At 55.6% G+C, this 24411-nt stretch carries 25 protein-coding genes and 1 tRNA gene; 20 read left to right on the forward strand and 6 right to left on the reverse strand.

Annotated features, from left to right (window positions below; all coding sequences use genetic code 11):
- Positions 1-6 precede the first annotated feature (6 nt).
- From sufB to DWZ54_RS08355, 6 genes are all read left to right on the forward strand, one after another.
- Positions 7-1419 carry a Fe-S cluster assembly protein SufB gene (sufB, locus tag DWZ54_RS08330; protein ID WP_118015043.1) on the forward strand — a complete coding sequence of 471 codons (1413 nt, stop codon included), beginning with the start codon at positions 7-9 and terminating at the stop codon, positions 1417-1419.
- Between the two features lies 1 nt (position 1420).
- Positions 1421-2260: a SufD family Fe-S cluster assembly protein gene (locus DWZ54_RS08335; RefSeq protein WP_118475482.1), complete on the forward strand. Its 840-nt coding sequence runs from the start codon at positions 1421-1423 to the stop codon at positions 2258-2260.
- A complete protein-coding gene (locus tag DWZ54_RS08340; RefSeq protein ID WP_118475484.1) occupies positions 2253-3488 on the forward strand; it encodes a cysteine desulfurase in 1236 nt (411 codons plus the stop codon). The genes DWZ54_RS08335 and DWZ54_RS08340 overlap by 8 nt, the downstream gene beginning before the upstream one ends.
- Positions 3478-3915: a Fe-S cluster assembly sulfur transfer protein SufU gene (gene sufU, locus DWZ54_RS08345; protein ID WP_118015040.1), complete on the forward strand. Its 438-nt coding sequence runs from the start codon at positions 3478-3480 to the stop codon at positions 3913-3915. The genes DWZ54_RS08340 and sufU overlap by 11 nt, the downstream gene beginning before the upstream one ends.
- A gap of 112 nt (positions 3916-4027) precedes the next feature.
- Positions 4028-4537, forward strand: coding sequence for a flavin reductase (locus tag DWZ54_RS08350; protein ID WP_118475486.1), 510 nt, complete (start codon positions 4028-4030; stop codon positions 4535-4537).
- Between the two features lie 98 nt (positions 4538-4635).
- The gene (locus tag DWZ54_RS08355; protein ID WP_370245763.1) at positions 4636-5268 is read left to right on the forward strand and encodes a Crp/Fnr family transcriptional regulator; all 633 of its coding nucleotides are present in this window, start codon (positions 4636-4638) and stop codon (positions 5266-5268) included.
- Positions 5269-5660: 392 nt separating this feature from the next.
- Here DWZ54_RS08355 and DWZ54_RS08360 read toward each other — a convergent pair whose 3' ends face one another.
- Genes DWZ54_RS08360 through DWZ54_RS08370 form a run of 3 tightly spaced genes read right to left on the reverse strand, consistent with a single transcriptional unit; the run spans position 5661 to position 8363 of the window.
- A complete protein-coding gene (locus DWZ54_RS08360; RefSeq protein WP_118015037.1) occupies positions 5661-6455 on the reverse strand; it encodes an ABC transporter ATP-binding protein in 795 nt (264 codons plus the stop codon).
- Positions 6455-7339, reverse strand: a complete 885-nt coding sequence (locus tag DWZ54_RS08365; RefSeq protein WP_118475490.1) for an ABC transporter permease — start codon at positions 7337-7339, stop codon at positions 6455-6457. Before DWZ54_RS08365 ends, DWZ54_RS08360 begins: the two co-directional genes overlap by 1 nt.
- Positions 7340-7352: 13 nt before the next feature.
- Positions 7353-8363: an ABC transporter substrate-binding protein gene (locus DWZ54_RS08370; protein ID WP_118475492.1), complete on the reverse strand. Its 1011-nt coding sequence runs from the start codon at positions 8361-8363 to the stop codon at positions 7353-7355.
- 243 nt (positions 8364-8606) lie between these two features.
- On the opposite strand from DWZ54_RS08370, the gene mqnE reads away from it, so the two are divergent.
- The 4 genes from mqnE to DWZ54_RS08390 are packed head-to-tail and all read left to right on the forward strand — an operon-like array spanning position 8607 to position 12731.
- Positions 8607-9719 (forward strand): aminofutalosine synthase MqnE, encoded by a 1113-nt coding sequence (mqnE, locus tag DWZ54_RS08375; RefSeq protein ID WP_118475535.1) that lies wholly within the window; start codon positions 8607-8609, stop codon positions 9717-9719.
- Positions 9720-9730: 11 nt separating this feature from the next.
- Entirely contained in the window at positions 9731-10843 is a 1113-nt protein-coding gene (locus DWZ54_RS08380) for a CofH family radical SAM protein (protein ID WP_118475494.1), read from the forward strand.
- The gene (gene mqnC / locus DWZ54_RS08385) at positions 10834-11862 is read left to right on the forward strand and encodes a cyclic dehypoxanthinyl futalosine synthase (RefSeq protein WP_118475496.1); all 1029 of its coding nucleotides are present in this window, start codon (positions 10834-10836) and stop codon (positions 11860-11862) included. Before DWZ54_RS08380 ends, mqnC begins: the two co-directional genes overlap by 10 nt.
- A gap of 17 nt (positions 11863-11879) precedes the next feature.
- Entirely contained in the window at positions 11880-12731 is an 852-nt protein-coding gene (locus DWZ54_RS08390; protein ID WP_118475498.1) for an MTAP family purine nucleoside phosphorylase, read from the forward strand.
- 99 nt (positions 12732-12830) lie between these two features.
- Here DWZ54_RS08390 and DWZ54_RS08395 read toward each other — a convergent pair whose 3' ends face one another.
- The gene (locus DWZ54_RS08395) at positions 12831-13700 is read right to left on the reverse strand and encodes a response regulator (protein WP_118475500.1); all 870 of its coding nucleotides are present in this window, start codon (positions 13698-13700) and stop codon (positions 12831-12833) included.
- Positions 13697-15064: a HAMP domain-containing sensor histidine kinase gene (locus tag DWZ54_RS08400; protein WP_118475502.1), complete on the reverse strand. Its 1368-nt coding sequence runs from the start codon at positions 15062-15064 to the stop codon at positions 13697-13699. Before DWZ54_RS08400 ends, DWZ54_RS08395 begins: the two co-directional genes overlap by 4 nt.
- A gap of 282 nt (positions 15065-15346) precedes the next feature.
- Here DWZ54_RS08400 and DWZ54_RS08405 point away from each other — a divergent pair, with 282 nt between their 5' ends.
- The 9 genes from DWZ54_RS08405 (at position 15347) to DWZ54_RS08445 (ending at position 23518) form a co-directional block, all read left to right on the forward strand.
- Positions 15347-16765 carry a DASS family sodium-coupled anion symporter gene (locus tag DWZ54_RS08405; protein WP_118475504.1) on the forward strand — a complete coding sequence of 473 codons (1419 nt, stop codon included), beginning with the start codon at positions 15347-15349 and terminating at the stop codon, positions 16763-16765.
- A gap of 270 nt (positions 16766-17035) precedes the next feature.
- A complete protein-coding gene (locus tag DWZ54_RS08410) occupies positions 17036-18424 on the forward strand; it encodes an aspartate ammonia-lyase (RefSeq protein WP_118475506.1) in 1389 nt (462 codons plus the stop codon).
- Between the two features lie 168 nt (positions 18425-18592).
- The gene (locus tag DWZ54_RS08415) at positions 18593-18799 is read left to right on the forward strand and encodes a ferredoxin (protein WP_118475508.1); all 207 of its coding nucleotides are present in this window, start codon (positions 18593-18595) and stop codon (positions 18797-18799) included.
- A gap of 89 nt (positions 18800-18888) precedes the next feature.
- Positions 18889-19473: a GTP cyclohydrolase I gene (gene folE, locus DWZ54_RS08420; protein WP_118475510.1), complete on the forward strand. Its 585-nt coding sequence runs from the start codon at positions 18889-18891 to the stop codon at positions 19471-19473.
- The gene (gene folP / locus DWZ54_RS08425) at positions 19457-20308 is read left to right on the forward strand and encodes a dihydropteroate synthase (protein ID WP_118475512.1); all 852 of its coding nucleotides are present in this window, start codon (positions 19457-19459) and stop codon (positions 20306-20308) included. The genes folE and folP overlap by 17 nt, the downstream gene beginning before the upstream one ends.
- Positions 20309-20348: 40 nt before the next feature.
- Positions 20349-20711: a dihydroneopterin aldolase gene (gene folB / locus DWZ54_RS08430; RefSeq protein WP_118475514.1), complete on the forward strand. Its 363-nt coding sequence runs from the start codon at positions 20349-20351 to the stop codon at positions 20709-20711.
- Position 20712: 1 nt separating this feature from the next.
- On the forward strand, positions 20713-21702 hold the full coding sequence (folK, locus tag DWZ54_RS08435; protein WP_118475516.1) for a 2-amino-4-hydroxy-6-hydroxymethyldihydropteridine diphosphokinase: 990 nt from the start codon (positions 20713-20715) through the stop codon (positions 21700-21702).
- 40 nt (positions 21703-21742) lie between these two features.
- Entirely contained in the window at positions 21743-22417 is a 675-nt protein-coding gene (locus DWZ54_RS08440; protein ID WP_118015022.1) for a uracil-DNA glycosylase, read from the forward strand.
- 63 nt (positions 22418-22480) lie between these two features.
- Positions 22481-23518 carry a LacI family DNA-binding transcriptional regulator gene (locus tag DWZ54_RS08445; RefSeq protein WP_118475518.1) on the forward strand — a complete coding sequence of 346 codons (1038 nt, stop codon included), beginning with the start codon at positions 22481-22483 and terminating at the stop codon, positions 23516-23518.
- A gap of 62 nt (positions 23519-23580) precedes the next feature.
- On the opposite strand, the gene DWZ54_RS08450 is transcribed toward DWZ54_RS08445, so the two are convergent.
- Positions 23581-23943, reverse strand: a complete 363-nt coding sequence (locus DWZ54_RS08450; RefSeq protein WP_118015020.1) for a PTS glucitol/sorbitol transporter subunit IIA — start codon at positions 23941-23943, stop codon at positions 23581-23583.
- Between the two features lie 233 nt (positions 23944-24176).
- Here DWZ54_RS08450 and DWZ54_RS08455 point away from each other — a divergent pair.
- A tRNA-Gln gene (locus DWZ54_RS08455) sits at positions 24177-24252 on the forward strand.
- The last annotated feature ends 159 nt before the right edge of the window (positions 24253-24411 follow it).

Below are 24411 nucleotides of genomic sequence, written 5' to 3' on the forward strand. Positions count from 1 at the left end.
CGTGCCATGACAGAGAAGAAGAAAACATATGTAGAGGATATCGAGCGTACCCTCTACGATATCAAGGATGCGGACCATTCCGTCTACAAGACCCAGAGCGGTCTGACGGAGGACATCATCCGCGATATATCGAAGCGCAAGCACGATCCGCAGTGGATGCTCGATTTCCGCCTCAAATCCCTCGAAGTTTACAATTCACTGGCCCTGCCGACCTGGGGCCCGGATATCTCCGAGCTCAACATGGATGATATCGTCACCTATGTCCAGCCGGATGCCAAGATGACGGGCGACTGGAAGGAAGTCCCGAAGGACATCAAGAATACATTCGACCGCCTCGGCATCCCTGAGGCTGAGCAGAAGCAGAGCCTGGCAGGCGTCGGTGCGCAGTACGACTCGGAGGTCGTTTATCACAGCATCCAGGAAGACCTCGTCAAGCAGGGGGTCATCTATACGGATATGGAGACGGCCATCCGCGAGCATGAAGATGTCGTCAAGGAATACTTCATGACGCTCGTGCCGCCGAAGGACCACAAATTTGCGGCTCTGCACGGTGCGGTCTGGTCGGGCGGTTCCTTTGTCTACGTGCCGGAAGGCGTACATGTGGAAATCCCGCTGCAGTCGTATTTCCGTCTCAATGCGGCAGGTGCCGGTCAGTTCGAGCACACGCTGATCATCGTTGAGAAAAATGCCAGCCTGCATTTCATCGAGGGCTGCTCAGCTCCGAAATACAATGTCACGAACCTGCATGCCGGCTGCGTCGAGCTCTTTGTCAAGGAAGGTGCGCGCCTGCGCTATTCGACGATCGAGAACTGGTCGCGCAACATGATGAACCTCAACACGAAGCGTGCACTCGTCGAAAAGGACGGCATCATCGAGTGGGTATCGGGTTCGTTCGGCTCGCACGTCTCGTGCCTCTATCCGTGCAGCATCCTGCATGGTGAGAACGCGCGCTGTGAGTTCACGGGTGTCACGTTTGCCTCGAAGGGACAGAACCTCGATACGGGTGCCAGCGTCATCCATGCCGCGCCACATACTTCTGCGAATATCAACACGCGCACGATCTCGAAGGCCGGCGGCAAGGCAACGTACCGCAGCGCCGTCAAGGTTACGCGCCGCGCGCCGTTTGCCAAGTGCTCCGTCAACTGTGAATCCCTGATGCTCGACAATGAATCGCGCAGTGATACGCTGCCCGTCATGGACATCGAGGGGGATGAGGCCGATATCGGGCATGAGGCCAAGATCGGCCGCATCAGCGATGAAGCGATTTTCTATCTCACCTGCCGCGGCATCGATGAGGATGAGGCACGCGCGATGATCGTGCGCGGTTTCGTCGAACCGATTGCCAAGGAGCTGCCGCTCGAGTACGCTGTTGAGATGAATAATCTGGTCAATATTGAATTGGAAGGGACGATGGGCTGATATGGCAGATACAAAAACATTCTCCCGGATCCCCATGCGTACCTGGCGCTGGCTCGGCGTCAATGAGAGCAGGATCCCGGAACAGCTTGACGGTACCGCCGTCAAGACGCAGCAGATCCTTGTAGAGAAGGGAAAAGAGGACGAGGTCGTCCTGGTACAGCGCGAGAGCGGCCAGTTTGAGATCCAGGTCCATATTGAAGATGGCGCGAAACTCCATCTGGTCAACGCGCAGCTCGTGGATGCGGAAAAGCCGTACACCTGCCGCGTCAAGGTCTTTGTCGGCAAGGGCGCAACGTTCTCCTATACGGTTGTGGAAGCCGGTGCTTCCAAGACGGCCACGGAACTCTACGTCGATCTTGTCGGCGATGAGGCCCGGGCCGATATCTGGGGGCTTTACTTCGGCGACGGCGAACGCCTCGTCGATCTCAATTACGTGATCCGCCAGGGCGGCAGGCGCACGGACGCCAATATGCAGGTCCGCGGGGCGCTGCTCGGCAAGAGCGAGAAGATTTTCCGCGGCACCCTCGATTTCCTCGAGGGCGGCAAGGGCTCGGTCGGCCGCGAGAACGAAGAGGTGGTCCTGCTTTCCCCGCAGGTCCGCAACCGCAGCGTGCCGATCATGCTCTCCCATGAGGACGATGTCGATGGCCATCATGCCGTTTCCGTCGGCCGCATGGATGAGAACAAGCTCTTTTACCTCATGAGCCGCGGCCTGGACCTCAGTGAGGCTCAGCGCCTGGTCGTTGAGGCTTCGTTCAATCCGGTACTCGACCGCATCCCGGAAGAATCACTGAAAGACGAGATCGATACATATTTGCAGAGGAGACTTTCCAATGGCTGATGCACAGGAATTTTTGAAGGATTTCCCGCTCCTCAAGATGAAGATGAACGGGAAACAGATTGCTTATCTCGATAATGGTGCCACGACGCAGAAACCGGAACAGATCATCCAGGCAATCTGCGGGTATTACGGCGGCTGCAATGCCAATCCGCATCGCGGGGCTTATGCGCTTTCCGTCAAGGCCACGGAAATCTATGAGAATGCCCGCGTGCGCACGGCGAAATTCATCAATGCCGCGCGTCCCGAGGAAATCATCTTCACGAAGAATGCAACGGAAGCGCTGAACCTCGTCGCTTACAGCTATGGCCTGCACAAGGTCAAGGCCGGCGATGAGATCGTCATCACGATTTCGGAGCATCACAGCAACCTTGTGCCGTGGCAGTTCGTGGCCAAGACGACGGGAGCCGTGCTCAAGTACATCTATCTGGAGAAAGACGGCAATCTTTCGGATGAGGATATTGAGACGAAGATCACGGAACGCACGAAGATTGTCGCCGTGACGCAGGTTTCCAATGTGCTCGGCCTCAAGAATGATGTCAGGAAGATCGTCAAGAAAGCGCACAGCGTCGGTGCTGTCTGCGTGGTAGATGGTTCTCAGAGCGTCGCGCATATGAAGGTCGACGTTCGCGACATGGACTGCGACTTCTTTGCCTTTTCCGGCCACAAGATGCTTTCGCCGATGGGCATCGGCGTGCTCTACGGCAAATACGATATCCTCGATGACATGCCCCCGTTCCTGCGCGGCGGCGATATGATTGAATACGTCGAGGAACAGGATACGACGTATGCGGAACTGCCCTCGAAATTCGAGGCCGGCACGCAGAACGTCGGCGGTGCCGCCGGCCTGACGGCTGCCATCGATTACCTCGAGACGATCACCTTCGACCGCATCGAGGCCATCGAGAAGGACCTCGTCGATTACGCACTGCCGCAGCTGCGCGAGCTGCCGTACATCGAGCTTTACGGCTGCGATACGACGCGTGACAACAAGACGGGCATCATTGCCTTCAATGTCAAGGATGTCCATCCGCACGATGTGGCTTCAATCCTCGACAGCTACGGCGTGGCCATCCGCGCCGGTCATCACTGTGCACAGCCGCTGCACCGCTACCTCGGTCAGAACGCCAGCTGCCGCGCCAGCTTCTATCTCTACAATACGCGCGAGGACATCGACCGCTGGATCGATGCGCTCAAGAAGGTAAGGGGGGTGCTCGGCTATGGCGCTTGAGGATATTTACACGGAGCTCATCGGCGAGCACAGCCGCAATCCGGAAAACAAGCATCACCTCGATCATGCGACCTGCGCGCTTAAGGGGCATAATCCGAGCTGCGGCGATGAGATCACGCTGGAGCTCAAGGTGGAGAACGGGATCGTCAAGGACGCCTCGTTCACGGGCGTGGGCTGCGCCATCTCGCAGGCCTCCACCGATATCATGATTGACCTGATCCGCGGACAGTCCGTCGAGAAGGCCCGGGAACTTGCGCATAAGTTCATCGGCATGATCAAGCGGGAAATCACGGATGAATCGGAGCTCGAAGAGCTCGATGAAGCCCTGGCCCTGCAGAATGTCTCCAATATGCCGGCCCGCGTCAAATGCGCGGTCCTGGCCTGGCATACGCTTGATGATGCCCTGAAAGATCCTCAGAACGCATGACAGACTACCGGATATCCACATATTTCTGTGGATATCCGGTAGTATTCTGTGGATAACCTGGCTTTCCCTGTGCATTTATTGTGGAAAAGCCGCAGATGAAAGGATGATAACAATGGCACTCAAAGAAGTTTCTCCGTATGAATTCAAGGAAAGCGCCTTCCAGGTCATCGGCAAGGACTGGCTGCTCGTGACCGGTGAGTACGAGGACAAGGCAAATGCGATGACGGCTTCCTGGGGCGGTCTGGGCATCATGTGGGGCAAGCCCGTGGCCTATATCTTCATTCGTCCGAGCCGCTATACGAAGGAGTTCGTGGACAAGGCTGAAGGGCTTTCGCTGTCGGTTTTCCCCGAAACGTATCGCAAGATGATGAGTTACTTTGGCACGGTGTCGGGCCGCGATGAAGATAAGATCCAGAAGGCAGGCCTGACTGTCCTGCACGATGATGGCCGCACTTATTATCAGGAGGCCCGCGTCACGATGCTCTGCCGCAAGCTCTATGCACAGGAGCTCAAGAAGGAATGCTTCATCGACAAATCGTGTGATGAGAAGTGGTACGACAACGATTACCACACGATGTATGTTGTTGAAATCGAGAAACTTCTCGTCAATGAAGACGCATGAGTGAGCTCGTGAGGCCCCATCAGAAGGAATGTGCCTGCCAGGCGGGCACGGATTCTCCTGTGGCAGCCGTATTGCGCTGCAGCACCTTGACCGCGGGCATGGGCGAAGCGGAGATTGCGGATCTTCTGGCCTCGAGCCAGGTCCGCCGTCATGTCTTTTCAACCGGGGAAATCGTCTTCCATGAGGGCGATGTCCCGCATTCCCTGTACATCCTCCTGAGCGGTGAAGTCCACATCCTCAAGGATACGTTTTCGGGGCGGCGCATCTTCGTCTCGGAAATCAATGAGCCGGGCGATATGTTCGGCGAGGTCTATGAAGTTCTGCGCAAGCCTTATGATGTATACGTCGAGGCGGCAGCGAAGACCGAGCTTCTTGAGATCGGCAGCCGCTTCTTTACGCTCGACGGCGACAATCCATCGCGCAGCGCCCTGCTCGTGGAGCGCAACCTCATGCGCATCTTTGCACGCAAAGCGTACTTCATGCACGGACGCATCAAGGTACTCGCGAGCGGCAGCCTGCGTGAAAAGCTCGTGCGCTTCCTGTTTCAGAGCATGGACGCAGAGGGGCGCGTGGAGCTGTCTGTCAGCCGCGAATATCTGGCGGCATATCTGGCCGTCACGCGGCCTTCGCTGTCGCGTGAGCTTTCCGCGATGCAGAGGGACGGGCTTCTGTCCGTGTCGGGCAAAGAGATACAGGTGCTCGATTTGGAGCGGTTTGAGGAATATCTGTGAGTTTTTTCAATCGAGTTACAGAATAAAAAAGGGCTATGGCATCTCGTGCATGTGACGGGATGTCATAGCCCTTATAATTTTTAGGGGGGATACGTATATAAGACGCTGAGGCATGTACTCGTCGGTAGCGCCGCTGGGACGCCGGGGTGGAGCGGGCAACGCTTCGCTCTTCCTTGGCACGTACATCCTGCCTTTAGCGGAGGCATGTATTCCGTCTGCAGGAGCGCAATGATTGCCCGCAGGGATGGGCCCCAATACGAAGCTGCCTATTTTGCGATGTTGGAACGCCGTGGTATACGGCGAGGCAGCTTTGATTCTCGTCGTTTTCTGGGGCCCATTTAATGGAGCGATGAAGCCGGAATACATGCCGCAGCACTTACGCGCATGGAGATTCAGCTCAACAGCAGGCTGTCACTTGTGAGTTCGCTGCCCGCTGCTTTCTCGAACATGGCGAGCAGGTCTTTGACCGTGAGGTTTTTCTTCTCCTCGCCTTTGACATCGAAGAGGATATGTCCGTTGTACATCATGATGAGCCGGTCGCCGAGGCGCAGGGCGTCGCGCATGTTGTGCGTGATCATGAGGGTGGTGAGTTCCTGCTCTTCGACGATTTTTTCGGTCAGGCTGAGGACTTTCTCGGCTGTTTTCGGATCGAGCGCTGCCGTGTGCTCATCGAGCAGCAGCAGTTTCGGTTTGGCCATGGTGGCCATCAAAAGGGTCAGCGCCTGGCGCTGTCCGCCGGAGAGCAGGCCGACCTTGGATTCCAGGCGGTCTTCGAGGCCGAGCTTCAGTCCTGCCAGCAATTTGCGGAAATGCTCGCGGTCCCTGGAGGAAGAGCTCCAGCGCAGGGTGGGGCGGCGGCCGCGGCGGGCGGCAATGGCGAGGTTTTCCTCAATCATCATGCCGCCGGCCGTACCCATCATCGGGTCCTGGAAGACACGGCCGATGAATTTGGCCCGCTTGTGTTCCGGCCATTTCGTGATGTCGGTGCCGGCAATCTTGATGGAGCCTTCATCGACCGGATATGTCCCCGCGATGGAGTTCATCAGCGTGGATTTGCCGGCGCCGTTGCCGCCGATGACGGTGACGAACTCGCCGGGCTCGAGGTGCAGGCTTACATCATGCAGCGCGAGCTTCTCGGTGATGGTACCGGCGTTGAAGGTCTTGGAGATATGGGAGATGTCCAACATTATTTCTTCACCGCCTTTCGAAAGGCATTGACGCGTGCCTGGATGAGCGGCAGCGAAAGGGCGATGGCCACGAGGATGGCCGTGAAGAGCTTGAGGTCATTCGGCGGCATGCCCATCTGCAGGACCACGGCGATGACGGCGCGGTAGACGATGGAGCCGAGGATGACGGAAATCAGGCAGTTCTTGAAGCTCCTGGTGCCAAAAAGCACTTCGCCGATGATGACGGAGGCCAGGCCGATGACGATGGTGCCAACGCCCATGCCGACATCGGCGAAGCCGTTGCTCTGGGCGACGAGGGCGCCGGACATGGCGACGAGCCCGTTGGAGAGCAGCAGGCCCAGCACGATCATGGCATCAGTATTGATGCCGTTGGCGCGGATCATATGCGGGTTATTGCCCGTTGCGCGCACGGCTGCGCCAATCTCAGTGCCGAAGAACCAGTAATTGAGTATGGCGACGAGTACGACGATGATGGCACCGATGATGAGGGTGGTCATGCCCTTGTCGAGACCGGCGAACTGCCAGATTGTGAAGATCGTGTCCTGCTGCAAGAGCGGCAGGTTGGCCTTGCCCATGATGCGCAGGTTGACCGAGTACAGGGCAATCATCGTCAGGATGCCGGCGAGCAGGGCCGGTATCTTGAGTTTCGTGCAGAGGAAGCCCGTGACGACGCCGCCGAGCATGCCAGTGGCGCAGGCCGCGAGGATTGCGAGAATCGGGTGATACCCGGCGGTCAGCAGCGTGGCTGCCGTAGCGGCTCCGAGCGGGAAGCTGCCTTCGACGGTGAGGTCGGCGATATCGAGCACGCGGAACGTCAGATAGACGCCGATGGCGAGCAGTGCCCAGAGCAGTCCTTGTGAAACCGTGGAGATGACTAAATCCATAGGAAACTCCTTATCATTCGACTACATCGGCATCCTTCAGCACATCCTCAGGAATCGTGATGCCGAGCAGAGCGGCGTTCTTCTTGTTGACGGTGATCTTGAGGTCCTTGGCCATTTCAATCGGCATGGAACCTGGCTTCTTGCCCTCGAGGATGTTGGCGGCCATATAACCGGTCTGGACGCCAAGCTTGTAGTAATCGATGCCGTAGGTGGCAAGGCCGCCGGCTTTGACCATGTTCGGTTCTCCGCAGATGACCGGGAGCTTGGCGGCATTCGTGATATCCGTCAGCGTCGGCATGGCTGACGCGATGATGTTATCGGTCGGCTCATAGAAGGCATCGACGGAGCCGACGAGGCTCTGTGCCGCCTGCTGGATGTCGTTGACCGTGGAAATCGTTGCGACCTTTACGGTCAGGCCCTTGGATTCGGCATATTCCGTCATGGCCTTGACCTGGACTTCGGAGTTGACTTCACTGGAGCAGTAAACCGTGCCGATGGTCTTGGCATCCGGCTTGAGCTTGAGCAGCAGGTCAATCTGTTCCTTGACCGGGTTCATGTCGCTCGTGCCCGTGACATTGCCCTTCGGCTCCTGGTTGGAAGCGACGAGTTTTGCACCCTCGTAGTCCGTGATGGCCGTGCCGACAATCGGAATGTCATGCGTGGCGTTGGCGATGGTCTGGGCCGCCGGCGTGGCGATGGCACAGATCAGGTCCATCTTGGCGCTGACGAAGCGCTGGGCGATGTTCTGGAGGTTCGACTGATCGGCCTGAGCGTTCTGGCGGTCGATGGTGATGTTCTTGCCTTCCTCGAAGCCGCGCTCCTTGAGTCCGTCGACGAAGCCTTTGTTGGCCGCATCGAGCGCATTGTGCTCGACGAGCTGGACGATGCCGATCTTGTACGTCTTGCCACCGGAGGATGAAGCCTGGTCGCTGGAGCCGCAGCCGGCCGTCAGGCCCAGGGTCAGCAGGGCCGTGGCGCCGAGTGCCAGCAAGCGGCATTGCTTGGATATTTTTGATAAGTTCATAGAAAATCCCACCTTTTCTCTCGTTTTTGTACACTCGCGTGCATGATGAATAGACTCTTATATTATACAATGTTACACATGAAAAAGCCATAACTGTTTCCTTATTAGAGACATTTTTTGATAATTGTTTATGCTGGCTTTTCCTGCGGACTTTTCTCCTAGGCATCTAAATGGTTCAATGATATAATGGAATCTGCTTACACGCATACGAGCGGATCCGTGCTGCCGGAAGCGGCACAGAATATGGAGGTTTTTGTTTTGCTGGCAACAAAGGAATATCAAGATATTGAAGAAAAGGTGATGCGCGGCGAGCGTCTCACGCGCGAAGATGGTATCCGCCTGTTCCACTGCCATGATCTTGCCTGGCTCGGTACGATGGCCGATCATGTGCGCAGGGAAAAATGCGGGGATATCGTCTATTACAACGTCAATTGCCATGTCAATTTGACGAATATCTGTACGTCGCATTGTAAATTCTGCGCTTTTGGACGCGATGCAGAAGATAAGGGAGCCTATGCGATGACGAAGGCGCAGGCCATCGCCGTGGTCGAGGATGCGATGAAGGACCCGAATCTCGCCGGGCTGCATGTCGTTTCGGGCCTGCATCCGACGTGGTCCTTCGAGGATTATCTGGGCATTGTCGAAGCGCTGCACAAGCGCTTCCCCAATCTGTACATGAAGGGATTTACGGGCGTTGAGATCACGCATTTCGCGCAGATTTCCGGGCTTTCCGTCCGCGAGGTCCTCATCGAGCTGCGGGATAGAGGAGGCCTGCAGGCCATTGCCGGCGGCGGTGCCGAGATCCTGTCGGACCGCGTGCGCGGAGAGCTCTGCCCGCATAAGGCCACGGCGGATGAATGGCTGGAGGTGGCGCGCACGGCACATGAGCTCGGCATCAAGTCGAATGCATCCATGCTCTACGGCCATATCGAAACACTGGAGGAACGCGTCGATCATTTGCTGCGCCTGCGGGAACTGCAGGACGAGACAGGGGGCTTCCAGACGTTCATCTGCTTCCCGTTCCTGCCCAAGCATACCGAGCTCGGCGAGCACGTCAAGCAGACGAGTGTCTGGGATGATCTGCGCACGATGGCAATCTCGCGGTTGATGCTCGATAATTTCAAGAACATCAAGGCGTACTGGGTCATGCTGACGGTGCCTGTGGCACAGGTGGCGCTGGGCTTTGGTGCCAACGACATCGACGGCACGGTCCATAAGGAAACCATCCTGCACGATGCCGGAGCCAAGAGCCCGACGGCGCTGCGCGAGGATACGATCATCCGCATCATCAAGGAGGCCGGGCGCATTCCGGCAGCCTGTGACTGCAATTTCAACATCATCCGGACAATTGAGTGAGGTGAAGATTCATGGCAGATACAGCAAGGGCCCGCAGGAGGGCAGCAAATGGCGAACGCCTTGACCTAGCCGATGCGATGGCCCTCTACGAAGACAACGATCTGCTCTTCCTGGCAGACTGTGCCCGCAGAGCCAAGGAAAGGAAGAGCGGCAGACAGGTCTTTTATACGGTGAACCGTCATATCAACCTGACGAATATCTGCAGTGCCAATTGCCCGCTTTGCGCCTTCCAGGTACGGGCAGGTGATGCGCGCGGGTATGTGCTGGAACGGGACGATATCGCGAAAATCCTGAGGGAAGCGCAGGCGACGAAACATCTTTCTGAGATTCATATCGTCAGCGCCCTGCATCCAGACAAGCCGTTTTCTTATTATGTGGAGGTCGTGCGTCAGGTCAAGGAGGCTTTGCCGCAGGTGGATGTCAAGGCCTTTACGCCGGTGGAAATCGTGAATTTCGCGCATATGACCGGGAAGTCCATCCGCGAGGTGCTGATCATCCTGCAGGAGGCCGGGCTTGACAGCCTGCCGGGCGGCGGCGCGGAGATCCTGTCGGACCGCGTGCGCCAGATCATCTGTCCGAAGAAGGCGACGGCGGCGGAGTGGATCGAGACGATGAAGACGGCGCACAACCTCGGCATCCGCACGAATGCCTCCATCATGTACGGCCATGTGGAAACCATCGAAGAGCGGTTGCAGCATCTCTTCACGATCCGCGATATCCAGGATGAGACGGGCGGCTTCCAGGCCTTTATGCTCTTCCCGTTCCACCCGGCACATACGGAGCTCGGGGACACGTATCACCTGCAGCGCACCGGCTCATGGGAAGACATGAAGATGATGGCCCTTTCCCGTCTGATCCTCGATAACATCGACCACATCAAGGCGTTCTGGATTATGCTGACCATGCCGATTGCACAGCTGGCTCTGGGCTTCGGTGCGGACGATCTCGACGGCACGATCGGCGAGGAAAAAATCATCCATGCAGCCGGTGCCAGGACGAATACGGGCATCACGCGCACGAAGCTCGAGGCCATCATCCGTGAAACGGGCTATGAGCCTGTGGAACGTGACACGTTTTATCAGCCGGTTGAGGCAATCGGGAAGGAGGAGACATCATGCGACTGACACCACAGGAAGGGGAGGAGATGCTCCTGCACGGCGATCCAATTGCACTAGGACGCCTGGCTGACGCAGAGCGTCACCGGCGTTATCCGTCGGACCGCGTCACGTTCATCATCGACCGCAACATCAATTACACGAATGTCTGTGTCAACGAATGCCGGTTCTGCGCATTCTTCCGCCGTCAGGGCAGCCGGGATGCCTATCTCCTGTCGTACGATGAGATTCTGGACAAGGTTCGCGAAACGGTGGCTGCCGGCGGCACGCAGGTCATGATCCAGGGCGGCTTGTACCCGGATCTCGGGCTTTCGTATTACGAGAAGATGCTGCGGCTCATCAAGCGGGAATTTCCGAGTATCACGATTCATTCGTTCACGGCGACGGAAATCCAGCATTTTGCCCGTCAGGCCGGCCTTTCCATCCTCGACACGCTCAAGCGCCTGCAGGAAGCCGGGCTTGACAGCCTGCCGGGCGGCGGCGCTGAAATCCTGGTCGACGAAGTCCGCCGCCGTGTCAGCCCCAAGAAGATCATGACGGATGACTGGCTGCACGTCATGGAGTGTGCGCACTCCATCGGCATGGAGAGTACGGCCACGATGGTCATCGGCTTTGGCGAGACGATGGCGCAGCGCATCGAGCATATGGAGAAGGTGCGTCGCCTGCAGGACAAGACGGGAGGTTTCCGCGCCTTCATTACCTGGACGTTCCAGCCGGGTCATACGGAGCTCGGCGGTGAGAAGACGAGCGGCTGGGACTACATGCGGACGCTGGCGGTCACGCGCCTGTACATGGACAACATCGCGCATATCCAGGGCTCCTGGGTCACGCAGGGCGAGCGCATCGGCCAGCTGACGCTGGGCTTTGGCGCTGACGACCTCGGCAGCATCATGCTCGAGGAGAACGTCGTGCGGGCGGCCGGCACGGCCTATGATATGTCGACGAAAAAGATGGTCCGCCTCATCGAAGGCGCCGGCAAGAAAGCAGCGCAGCGCGATACGGAATATCGGATCATTCGCGAATTTTAAAGGGGGAGAGGCAAGGTATGACGAATCAGGAAATCCCAAAGGCAGCTTATGCCGTGGTCGGCGGCTCGGGAACACTCTCGAGCAATTTCCCGGCGGGACTGCCGGATGAAGATGTGGAAATCATAAGCGATAACATGCATTTTGAGACACCTTACGGCATGAGTCCCGCCATGCGTCTCTTCCGCGTGGGCGAGAAGCGCGTGCTGACTGTCAGGATGCATGGCTGGCGCTCCGGCGTGACGCGTGCCGATGCCTCCCGTCAGGTATTCTGGACGTTCCGCGAAGCCGGCGTGCGGCGCATCATCTCGGAAGGCGGTGTCGGCACGGTCAACAAGCTGCTCGATCTGCGCGATTTCATCGTCCCCGATGATTACCTGGATCTTTCGGTGCGCAAGGATGTCATGCTCGACGGGCGCTATCTGCTTATTATGCGCGATGCCCTCTGTCCGGAGATTCGGCAGGCACTGATCCGGGCGACGAAGAAGCGTTTCACGGGCCGCGTGTTCACGCGCGGCACCTATGCCGTCACGGATGGCCGTCATTTTGAGAGCCCTGCTGAAGTGGCGATGATGAACGGCCATGCCGATATCGTCGGCCAGAGCATCGCACCGGAGGTCTACCTGGCACGTGAGATCGGAGCCTGTTATGCGGGGCTTTACTTCACGGTCAATTACGGTGAAGGCATCCGCGAGAAATGGTCGCATGAGGATATGAGCAACATCTTCTACGACGATGCACCGATGATCGGCGAGATCATCATTGAGACAATCCGACAGGTCGACGCCGATGAACGCCACTGCGAATGCCGTGAGCTGCGCAAGGAAACCCTGTTGAAAGATGTTTACAATGAAGTTTCTTCCAAAGGCTGATTGAGGCAGAAATGATAAAATGCTGTGCATAACTCGTGATTTTTCACAAGTTATGCACAGCATTTTTCTGATTTGTGAATAATTCTGTGGATAAGATTCTCATTCCAGGGATGCAGCATAAAAAGCCTGGATGAATTTCTTCATATTGACGTGGACATGGGAGATATGAGGCTTCTCATGATTTTCAATGACGTGCATGAGCGCACAGACATCGGCATAGTCAAAGTAAAAGGGCGCGTATTCCTCGAATTTCGGATTCGTGTAATCGACGACACCCATCGAGGCTGTGCTGACCATGGCCTGGAAAATCGTGCGGCGCAGCCGCTGCTCGATGGCCTTGGCTTCTTTCTGTACGTTATCCGTGGCGTGATTAGCGGCTACTGCCGTGAAGATGGTCTTCAGCGGTGGGATGGTCGTACCCTGGACATGAAGCTGCAGGTAACGCAGGATCTCCATGAGATCATCGTACCCGGCCGTACTGGCGACACCGAGTTCCTTGAGCAGGCTCGAGCCCTTTTCTTCCGGTGTCATCTTCTGCGGCATGACGACGTCTGGATTCAGGGTCGTCTGCAGCGTATTCTGCAGCGTGTGAGCAAAGCGCTCAAGGCGGATGTGTTCTTCGACCGAGCGCAGCACGCAGACGATCTCATTGCGATTCAGCGGCTTGGTGATATAGGAATGGATGCCGCTCTCATATGCCTTGCCGATGAGATCCTTGCTGTCGACCTGTGAGAGCATGATGATTTTGCCAGTAAAATTCTTCAGGCGCCGGACCGTCTCGATGCCGTCGCAGTCGGGCATCAGCATATCGATGATGAGTAGATCGATATGACGTGCAACGAGCTCCGAAAGCGTGAGATTGGCCGCACTCGGGAGTGAGGCCACGACGGTCCCCAGTTCGTAGTCTTCGATAATGTCCTGCAGCATTGTGCGGACGGCTTCATCGTCATCGACGAGCATGATGTTCATGATGAAAATCCTTTCTTGCCGATGGTTTCGGCATTCGTGGTTGCGGGAGGAGTCATTTCATTTTGCGGGGCAATCTGCGCGAGGGGCAGAGTGACCTTGAAGAGCACCTGAGATGTTCCGTCGGAAGCCGCCGTGATGGAGCCGCCGAGGGATTCCGCCAGGGTCTTGATATAGGTCAGGCCTACGCCGCTGGAGGCGCGGCCGGTACTGTCGTACTTCGTCGTATAGCCCGGGCGGAAGATTTGCGCGAGGCGCCGCAGGGGAATGGAGCTGCCTGTATTCTGTACTTCGAGGATCAGGTCTTCCGTTACCGATCGTCGCATCGTAATGGAAATCGTGCCCTTTTGATGAATGGCTTCGACGGCATTGGCCGCGAGGTTGTTGAGAATGGAAAGCATCGTGTAGACATGGATGTCCGGCAGCTCCGGCGAGAGATTCGTCAGGAAGGTGATGTTCTTGTCGAGGCGGCGGGCATACTTCTTCTGCGTGCTGACGATCAGATGACAGAGCTCCGGTGCCGACAGGTAATCGCTCATGTGGTGGTTGTTCGTGAGCTCGCTGAGCCCTGCGTAGATGCGCTGATTGTCCTTCTTGATCTCATGAACCTCGCCTGCGATGCGCAGGACTTCCTGCGTGATGCGCGGCAGGCTTTCCATGCTGTGCAGGACGCGAAGTTCCTCGTATACACCATAGCAGTCGTGCGTGGCCGTTTCGGCGTTGCGCAGGGTTTTCTGGAGCTCAAATACTTCTTCGTAGAGTCCTGCAATCAGCATGGTCAGGCGATTCTTTTCCCGCGATTCGTGCGAGAGATGGATTTCCGTGATGTAGAGCTGTGAGAGGAAGAAGAAACTCAGGATGAAGAAGCAGCGCAGGAAGGCAATGCCGGTGAGCCTGGTCAGCACGGACAGATTGATGATGGCCGCATGTGTGCCGAGGAAGAAATCCATGGAATAGAGTTCGGCAATGCTGGCAATCACCTCAGCACCGATGGCGTAGCAGGCAATCTTCATGGCCTGTGTCGTAATGGGCATGTCATTGAGGCGCAGGGTTGCAAAGCAGATGGCGTAGGTAAAATAATAAAAGAAGGTCGGAACGTGCAGATAGAGTGCAGGAAAAAAATCCATGCCGCCTATGACATCGAGCAGGGCGCGGAACAGCACGACGGTGATACCGGTGCAGAGGCCGGAGACAACCATGGGGACACGCCGCAGCCAGAGCAGGAACAGCAGGAACAGCGGTGAACCGAAGCTCACGCGAAAATTCTGGAAGTCGCCGCCGAACGGATGGATCTGCGGCTCGCCTGCCAGCGGCACGATGATGAGCATACAGATGAAGATAAAGAGTTCCCGGTGTTTGCTAAGCATGACAATCTCCTTTTATGATACCATACATGCACGATAGGAATGAAATATGCGATGTATGTGCTCTAGTTTAGCATATCCTTTGTTTCTTGTGCAAATTTGTACGGCAAAGCACTATCTTTATTATATCATACGTCCATCTTCGAAAACGTATATTACAAGTTGTCAGTAAAAAAAAACTATTCGTGCGATAATGTAGGATTTTGTCATTTTCGGTAGGTGATACTGTATATTAAATACAGTAATAAAACGATAAGTCATATCAATAGTTTAGGAGGGTATGATATGTCAAAAGAAAATAGTGGAAACTTGCTACGAGGCCTCTTCTGTGTGGCCCTCGGCGCAATCATCTGGTTCATCCCGGCACCTGCTGGCGTTGGGCCACAGGCATGGGGCCTGCTCGCGGTGTTCGTCGCGACAATCGCAGGTTTCATCCTGCAGCCGCTGCCACTCGGCGCTATTGCACTCATCGCCTGCGCACTTCTTCCGGTCCTCGGCGTCATGAAGGCTGGTCAGGCACTGGAAGGCTTCTCGAACGGCACGATCTGGCTGATCGTATCCGCGTTCATGTTTGCCACGGGCTTCATCAAGACGGGCCTCGGCAAGCGCATTGCCTACCTGCTGCTCTCTCGCTTTGGCAAGAACACGCTGAGCGTCGCTTACGTCATGAGCGCAGCCGATTTCATCATCGCACCGTTCACGCCGTCGAATACGGCCCGTGGCGGCGGCATCATCTACCCAATCGTCAACAGTGTCGCTCTTGCTCTCGGCTGTGATGCCAAGAATGGCAAGAACAAGCGCACGGGCGCATTCCTGATGTACAGTGCTTATGCTGCTGTCATCACGTCGGCCTGCATTTTCATGACAGGCGCTTCGAACAACGTACTGGCCAATACCCTGACGGAACAGGCCTTTGGTCAGTCCTTGAGCTGGATGTCCTGGTTCATGGTCAGCATCATCCCGGGCCTGCTGCTCTCGATCGTCACGCCGTATCTGCTCTATAAATTCATTAAGCCGGAACTCACGCAGACGCCGGAGACACTGTCTCTTGCCAAGAAGGAACTCAGCAAGATGGGTACCATGAGCAGCAAGGAAAAAATCCTCTGCGTCATCTTCATCGCCTGCCTGCTCCTCTGGGCAACGGGCAGCATCCATCACATCGATTCTGCCATTGTCGCACTGCTCGGCCTTTCGGCAATGCTTATCACGAAGTGCATTGACTGGAGCGATGTCACGAAACAGCATGGTGCATGGGATGTCCTCGTATGGATGGGCGTTCTCGTCAACATGGCTGCCTATCTCTCGAAATTCGGTTTCATGAAATGGTTTGCCGCTACGATGGCTGCTGCCTGCGCCGGCATGTCCTGGTTCACGATGCTCATTGTCCTCTGCATCATCTATACGATGGCACATTACCTGCTTGCCAGCAACAGTGCGCATATCGCTGCGATGTTCATCGCCTTCATGACGATTCTTGTCGCTGCCGGGGCTCCTGTCATCCCGACGGCCATCATCCTGGCAATCCTCTGCAACAGTGCTTCGTTCCTGACGCATTACGGCTGCGGTGTTACGCCAATCTTCTTCGGTGCCGGCTTCATGGGCCAGGGCGAATGGTGGAAGATCGGTTTCGTCATCACGGTCATGCATATCGTGGTCTGGCTGGCGCTCGGCCTGCCAATCATGGGCATCCTCGGTATGATGTAAGGGGAACCTGAGAGGAAGGTGTTCTTGAGAGAAAGCATCGTTCGATGCTTTCTCTGAGTCACCTGCAACATTGTATACAAAGATAAACATTTTATCAAAAATGTACTTGCGTGTATTTTGTATACATGGTACAATACAGTCATCAAGCGGAGATAATAAAAAAATAAATGCCGCTTATCAATACAGCCCTGGTTCTCCAAGAGCCAGGGGAGTATAAAAAGGTCAATATGATCCGGACAGACCGGAGATTAAGAAAGGAATGTGGACACAATGAGAAAAGAACATGATTTCATTGGTGAGCTCGAAGTACCGGATGAGGTTTATTACGGCGTTCAGACGATGCGTGCTATCGACAACTTCCATATTACCGGCCAGGTAATCGATTCGGATTTTGTTCAGTCAATCGCAAAGGTCAAGAAAGCTGCTGCTATGGCAAATATGGCAACGGGCCGTCTTGATAAGAAAATCGGTGATGCCCTGGTAGAGGCCGCTGACGAGATCATCGCCGGCAAGCTCCTCGATCAGTTCCCGGTTGACCCGATTCAGGGCGGTGCTGGCACGTCTATCAACATGAACATGAACGAAGTCCTCTGCAACCGCGCGCTCGAGATCATCGGTGAAGCAAAAGGCCGTTATGACATCATCTCCCCGAACAACCATGCCAACATGGCACAGTCCACGAATGACTCGTTTCCGACGAGCATTAAGGTCTGCCTGAGCCATAAGGCCAAGAAGGTTACGGCCGCTCTTGACCGTCTGGCTACGGAGCTCGAGAAGAAGTCCGTTGAGTACAAGGATATCCTCAAGATGGGCCGTACGCATCTGCAGGACGCTGTTCCCATCACGCTCGGCCAGGAAATGGGCATGTATGCGTCGGCTGTCCGTCGTGGCATCCGCCGTATCAATCATGCGGTAGAAGAAATTCATGTCATGAACATGGGCGGCACGGCTGTTGGTACGGGCCTCAATGCAGAGCCTGCTTACATCAAGAAAGTAGCGGAGACACTCAGTGAGGTAACGGGTGAGAAATACGTTACGGCTGACAACATGATTGATGCCACGAACAACACGGATGGTTTCTCTGATGTTTCGAGCGCCATGAAGACGACGGCACTGGTCCTCATCAAGATGGCTAACGATTTCCGTCTCATGGCTTCCGGTCCGCGTTGCGGCCTCAATGAACTCAAGCTGCCGAAACGCCAGCCGGGTTCCTCCATCATGCCGGGCAAAGTCAATCCAGTCATCGCAGAAGTCCTCGATCAGTCCTGCTATCAGGTTATCGGCAATGACCTCGCTGTTTCGATGGCTGTTGAGAATGGCCAGTTTGAGCTTAATGTCATGGAGCCGGTCATGGCCTTCAATATGTTCAATTCGATGACGTACATGACGAATGCAGTCAATACGTTTGTTGACAAGCTCCTCATCGGTCTTGAGCCGAACACGGAACAGTGCCAGGAATGGCTCGACAAGAGCGTCGGTGTTGTCACGGCTCTGCTGCCGCATATCGGCTATGAGAACTCCGCAATGCTTGCGAAGGAAGCATACAACACGGGCAAACCGATCCGTCAGGTCATCATGGAGAAGGGCCTGCTCTCCAAGGAAAAGATGGAGCACATCCTCTCCCCGAAACAGATGACGACGCCGGGCATTGCTGAATAAGTAGAATAATTACCCCTTTTTCCAACCCCTTCTGAATCCCCGCCTTTTGGCGGGGATTTTTTTCGGTCCGAAAATGAGCCGCTGCTGATTGCAGAGCGGTGATTTCCGATATATTATATATGTAGGAAACGTATGTATGCATGATCTGTTACAAGGAGGAATGGGCAGATGGCTGGTTATACGGGGTACGTGAATGAGGCGCTTTGTGTTGCCTGCGGGATGTGTGCCGCTGCCTGTCCGGTGGCTTTTTCGATGGAAGGGAAACGGGCGAGAGGTGGACGGGAAATCCCTGCGGAATACCTCGATGATGCCTGGCAGGTGCTGGAGGATTGTCCGGCCGGTGCCATCGAATTGCGCAAGACAGATCCCGCCTGAGCGTATGCCGCGGTTTTAGTTGTTTTTTAAGACGGGATTCCCTATAATGGAAAGGAATGAAGTCATAGCAAACGAGAGGGCAAAGTAAAATGCGCGATACGAATGAAAGGGCAGTACGGGCCATGCGGGATTTTCTGGAAGCACTGGGAATCGATCTGGCGGCACGTGGTATGGAAAAGACGCCGGAGCGCGTCGCGAAGATGTATGCATCCTTGTTTGACGGCCTCGGTTGCGATACGAAAGATTTATGGGGCGAGTTGTTCCATACGGGAGCTGATGGCCTCGTGGCGGTGCGCCACATTCCTTTCCATTCGATGTGCGAGCATCATCTTGTTCCCTTTTTTGGTGAGGTCAGCATTGTCTATCTGCCGCGGGATGGGCAGGTGGCCGGATTTGGCAAATTCGTCAAACTGGTCGACCGCCTGGCACATCAGCCGCAGCTGCAGGAACGGCTGACGGCGCAGATTGCACATGCGGTGGCTGATGGCCTTGGTGCGCGCGGCGTACTGACTGTCGTCACGGCACAGCAGCTCTGCATGACGATGCGGGACAGCCGTGCACATGGTACCCAGACGGTTACTTCGGAATATACCGGGGCTTTTGCGACAGATCATGGACTGTGTCAGCAGGCATGGTCCTTGTTGGAAGGAGTAAGAAATGACAGTAACGCGTAAGTATGTATTTCGGGACGGCAAGGAATTGGAGATCGGCAAGCGCACGCTGATCATGGGCATCCTCAATGTTACCCCCGATTCTTTTTCGGATGGCGGCAGCTGGAATACCCTTGACAAAGCCCTGCAGCATATGGAAGACATGGTACGCGATGGCGCCGATATCATCGACGTCGGTGCGGAATCAAGCCGTCCGGGTTTTCATACCATGCCGGCCGCGCAGGAAATCGAGCGCTTGATGCCTTTCCTGACCAAGGTACTGGCAGAGTGTCCGGTGCCCGTTTCCGTCGATACATTCAAGGCTGATACAGCGCAGGCTGCCGTTGAGGCCGGAGCGCATATCCTCAATGATATCTGGGGCCTGCAGTATGCGGAAGAACCGGGCCGCATGGCTGAGGTTGCAGCCAGAGCCGATGCGCCGATTGTCGTCATGCACAATCAGACGACGAAGGTTTACGACAAGGATATCATCGTATCCATGCAGGATTTCTTTCGCCGTACCATTGCAATTGCCGACCGGGCTGGCCTGAAGCGCGAGAATCTGATCCTTGACCCGGGCATTGGCTTTGGCAAGACGCCGGAAGGGAATCTCACGGTATTACGGCGTCAGCAGGAGCTCCTGACAATCGATGGAGAATCGTATCCGCTGCTGCTCGGCACGAGTCGCAAGAGCTTCATGGGAGCTGCGCTGGGACTCGATGTTCATGAGCGCATGGAGGCGACGGGGGCGACCTGTGTACTCGGCATCACGAAAGGAGCAAACATCGTGCGCGTTCACGATGTCAAACCAATCGCGCGCATGTGCCGCATGACGGATGCGATCCTGCAGGCACCCTGATGCCGTTTGCCGGACGGAAGAAACTGGAGAGGATGATCGCATGGACTGCATCAAACTGGATGGAATGGAATTCTATGGGTATCATGGCTGTCTACCGGCTGAACGCCAGGCGGGACAGGCATTTTTCGTGGACGTCAGGCTGTATCTGGACCTTCAGACGGCAGGTCTTCATGATGATTTGTCGGCCACGGTCAATTATGCCGAGGTCTTTGCAACGATTCGCGACATCGTGGAAGGCGAGCCCGTCAACCTCATTGAGACCGTGGCGGAGCGCATAGCGGCGGCTATTCTCAGGGAATATCCTCCTGTTTCGGTGATTGACGTGACGGTGCACAAGCCTTCTGCGCCGATTCCGGGCAAGTTCCGCGATGCTGCCGTTTCGCTGACCAGAAAGCGGTCATGACATGGAATACCGTTGTTATCTGAGCCTCGGAGCCAATCTCGGCGAGAGAGGCGAGACACTGCGCGAGGCTTTGCGGCGTATCGCGGCACTGCCCGTTACCTTGCTGGCGGCAGTCTCGCCATTCTATGAAACGGCTCCCTGGGGCAAAATCGATCAGCCATCTTTTCTCAATGCGGCGGCCACGGTCCTGACATCGCTGGCACCGCGTGATTTCCTTCACGCCTGCCAGAGCATTGAACGGGATCTGGGACGTGTGCGCCATGAGCACTGGGGCGCCAGAACCATCGATATCGATTTGCTGTCCATCGAAGGCTTTACATCGGATGATGAGGAACTGCGCCTGCCGCATCCCTATATGACGGAACGTGCCTTTGTCCTCGTGCCGCTGGCTGATATTGCGCCGGAACATTTTGTCAAAGGGCGCAGCGTTCGTGACTGGTGCCGGGAGGTAAGCCGGGAGGGAGTCGTGCCTGCAGCAGAGCTGTCGGACCCCTGGCCTCTTCGTCTGCTGGCCTGCATTGATGCAGATCGTGGCCTGGGGAAAAATGGGCATCTCCTGGCATCTGTGCCCGAGGATATGGCGCGGTTTCGCCAGCTGACGATGGGGCAGGTGGTCATCATGGGCCGTGGTACGATGGAATCCCTGCCCGGGCGGCAGCCTCTGCGAGGGCGCGTCAATATCGTCCTTTCCCGCACGCTCCCGGCTGAAGACGCACAGGGCTTCCTGCTCTGCCGGAGCCTGGCAGAACTTTGGACGTTACTGGGAAAGCTGGCTCTGGCGCATCCGGGCTGCGTATTCTGGTGCATTGGCGGCGCTCATGTCTATGAAGAACTGCTGCCCTATGTGCGTGAGGCTTATATCACCGAACTCACGGCATCCTATGCGGCAGACTGCCATTTGCCGCCCCTGGGCTCAGTCGTTTGCACGGGCCGGGAGGTTCATCCGGGGATTGCCTTTTGCAGCTATTGCTATCCAATGCGAATGCTGTGATTGGAAAAGGTGTTTAATCGTATAGAAAGAAGTGTTTACCATGGAGATTTTTCATAATGACTGGGCGGAACTCTTGAATCCGGAGCTGCAGAAGCCGTATTATCGTCAATTGCGGCAATTCCTGATCCAGGAATACCGTACCCATCATGTCTATCCGGACATGTACGCGATCTTCAATGCACTTCATTATACGAGCTATGCTGATACGAAGGTGGTCATACTCGGTCAGGACCCCTATCATGGCCCCGGCCAGGCGCACGGACTTTCCTTCTCGGTTCTGCCAGGCGTTCAGCCGCCGCCGTCTTTGCTGAATATCTTCAAGGAGCTCGAGACGGATCTTGGCTGCAAGGTCCCGAACAACGGCTGCCTGAAGCCCTGGGCCGATCAGGGGGTACTCCTGCTCAATACCGTATTGACGGTGCGGGAACATCAGGCCAATTCGCATCATGGACAGGGCTGGGAGATCTTCACCGACCGCATCATCGAGCTGCTGAACCAGCGTGAAAAGCCGATGGCCTTCATTCTCTGGGGCAGTCCGGCGCGGCGCAAGAAAGCCATGATCACGAATCCGCGCCACTATATCGTAGAGTCGGCACACCCGAGCCCGCTGTCGGCACATCGTGGCTTTTTCGGCAGCCGTCCGTTTTCCCGCGTCAATGATTTCTTGCGCAGCACGGGGCAGACGCCGATTGACTGGCAGCTGCCCGATATCTGATGATACCGGCCGTATGATGAGCGGCCGTGAAACAACAATATATTTATATATGGGGGAGCAATTTTGGGAACAAAGGTAACCATTAAGGATGTGGCGGAGCTGGCAGGCGTCTCGAAAAGCACAGTTTCCCGCTATCTGAATCGCGGTTATATCAGTGTAGAGAAACAGAAGCGTGTCCGCGAAGCCATTGAAAAGACTGGCTTTCAGTCCAACTTCTTTGCAAAACGGCTCAAGACGAAACAGAGCAAGCTCATCGGCATTGTCCTGCCGCGTATGGACTCCGTGACGGTTGGCAAGCTGCTCATGGGTATCAGCCACATCTTCGAGCCGGCTGGCTACCAGGGAATCCTGCTCGTCAGCCATCTGTCACCAGCCAAGGAACTGGAGAACATCCGCAATTTGCAGCAGCAGGGTGTCGATGGCATCCTCGTGGATTCCGTTGGCATTACGGAAGAACATCTGGAGCTTTCGGCCAGCACGTCCGTGCCAATCCTCTATACGGGGCAGCGCCACGAGGGGGTACCCTGCATCAAGATCGATGACCATCAGGCCGGCCGCCTGGTCGGCGCATATCTGCGTCAGATGGGACATACGCGTGCTGTTTTTGCCGGTGTTACCGAAGCAGACCAGGCCGTTGGCATCGAGCGCAAGCAGGGCTTTATCGATGCCTTTACGGAAAATCGATTGGAAGCCCGTGTTGATTTTGTGGAAACGGGTTTTGATTTCCTTTCGGCATATAACCGGGCAGCCGATATCGTGCAGCTGGAGCCGAGTGTGATTGTCGGCGCTACGGACAATATCAGCCTCGGTGTATTGCGCTATCTTCATGAGCGCGGCATCCGGGTGCCGGAACAGATTTCCGTTGTCGGCTTTGGCGGTTATGATGTCGGAGCAGTCGTCTATCCTGCTTTGACGACAGTGGCCTTTGATTATGAGCTCATGGGCATGAAGGCCGCGCAGTATCTCTTGGATCTGCTGGCTGACAGAGAACCCGAAGGCCCGATGGAAATGCCGGTGTTCTTTGTCGAACGCGAGAGTGTGCGGAATCTCAAGAAGGACTTTGAACAGCAGGAGCCAACAGCTTATGCAAGCATGACATGATTCTGCACAAAAATACGGCCTGTGGCAATTGCCACAAGCCGTATTTTTGTGCAGGGAGCAGTTTATTTCTTGGTGAAGGTGATGTGAGCACCAACCGACAGTGTAGGCTGAGACGGTCCCTTGACGATGATCTGTCCCGGCATGGAACCTTCGGCGTTGAAGACAATCGTGCAGTGACCTTCTTCGCGGATATTGTCGTTGGCAGCCGCACCGACCTTTTCAATCGTGTACTTTACACCGCCCATCAGGAGCTTGTCGCCCTTCTTGATGTCTTCCGTGAGCTGGCCAGGCGTATGCTCGATGACCATATCGGCGAGATTTGGCCGGATGCCTTCATCGAGCAGGATGGCGCTGTGGTTGTTTGTCAAGAAGTTGCGCGCGAGATTGCCGATGGCTGTAATTGAGACATCATACTTAATTTCCATGTTTTCGTTCCTCCTGATATATACATACAATATCGTTGCTTTATTTCACACATCTATATCTTTATATTATATCATAAAGTCTTTTCTGTGAAGAGGACATCTGGCATCATCCTTTTTTTGTACTTCGTTCCCTATTCTTATTTAGTATAAACGAAAAAAATTAAAAAAAGGCTTGCCAAGAACGTATATATGCGCTATAATATCACATGTTGACAGCGCAAAGCTGAAGACACAGGGGTATCGCCAAGTTGGTAAGGCACGGGTCTCTGAATCCCGCATGCGTTGGTTCGAGTCCAGCTACCCCTGCCATATGGAAATGAGCACCGCGTAAGCGGTGCTTTTTCGTTTCCTGGCAGAGTATCGTGCATTCTATAAACTTTTTGAGATTTTTTCAAAAAGAGTGTTGACAAAAGCAGCAAGGACGTGTATCATAATACAAGTCGCTGCGAGATACGGCAGCCACGCAGA

It is taken from the genome of Mitsuokella sp. AF33-22 (genome assembly GCF_003475755.1).
Taxonomy (GTDB): Bacteria; Bacillota; Negativicutes; order Selenomonadales; family Selenomonadaceae; genus Mitsuokella.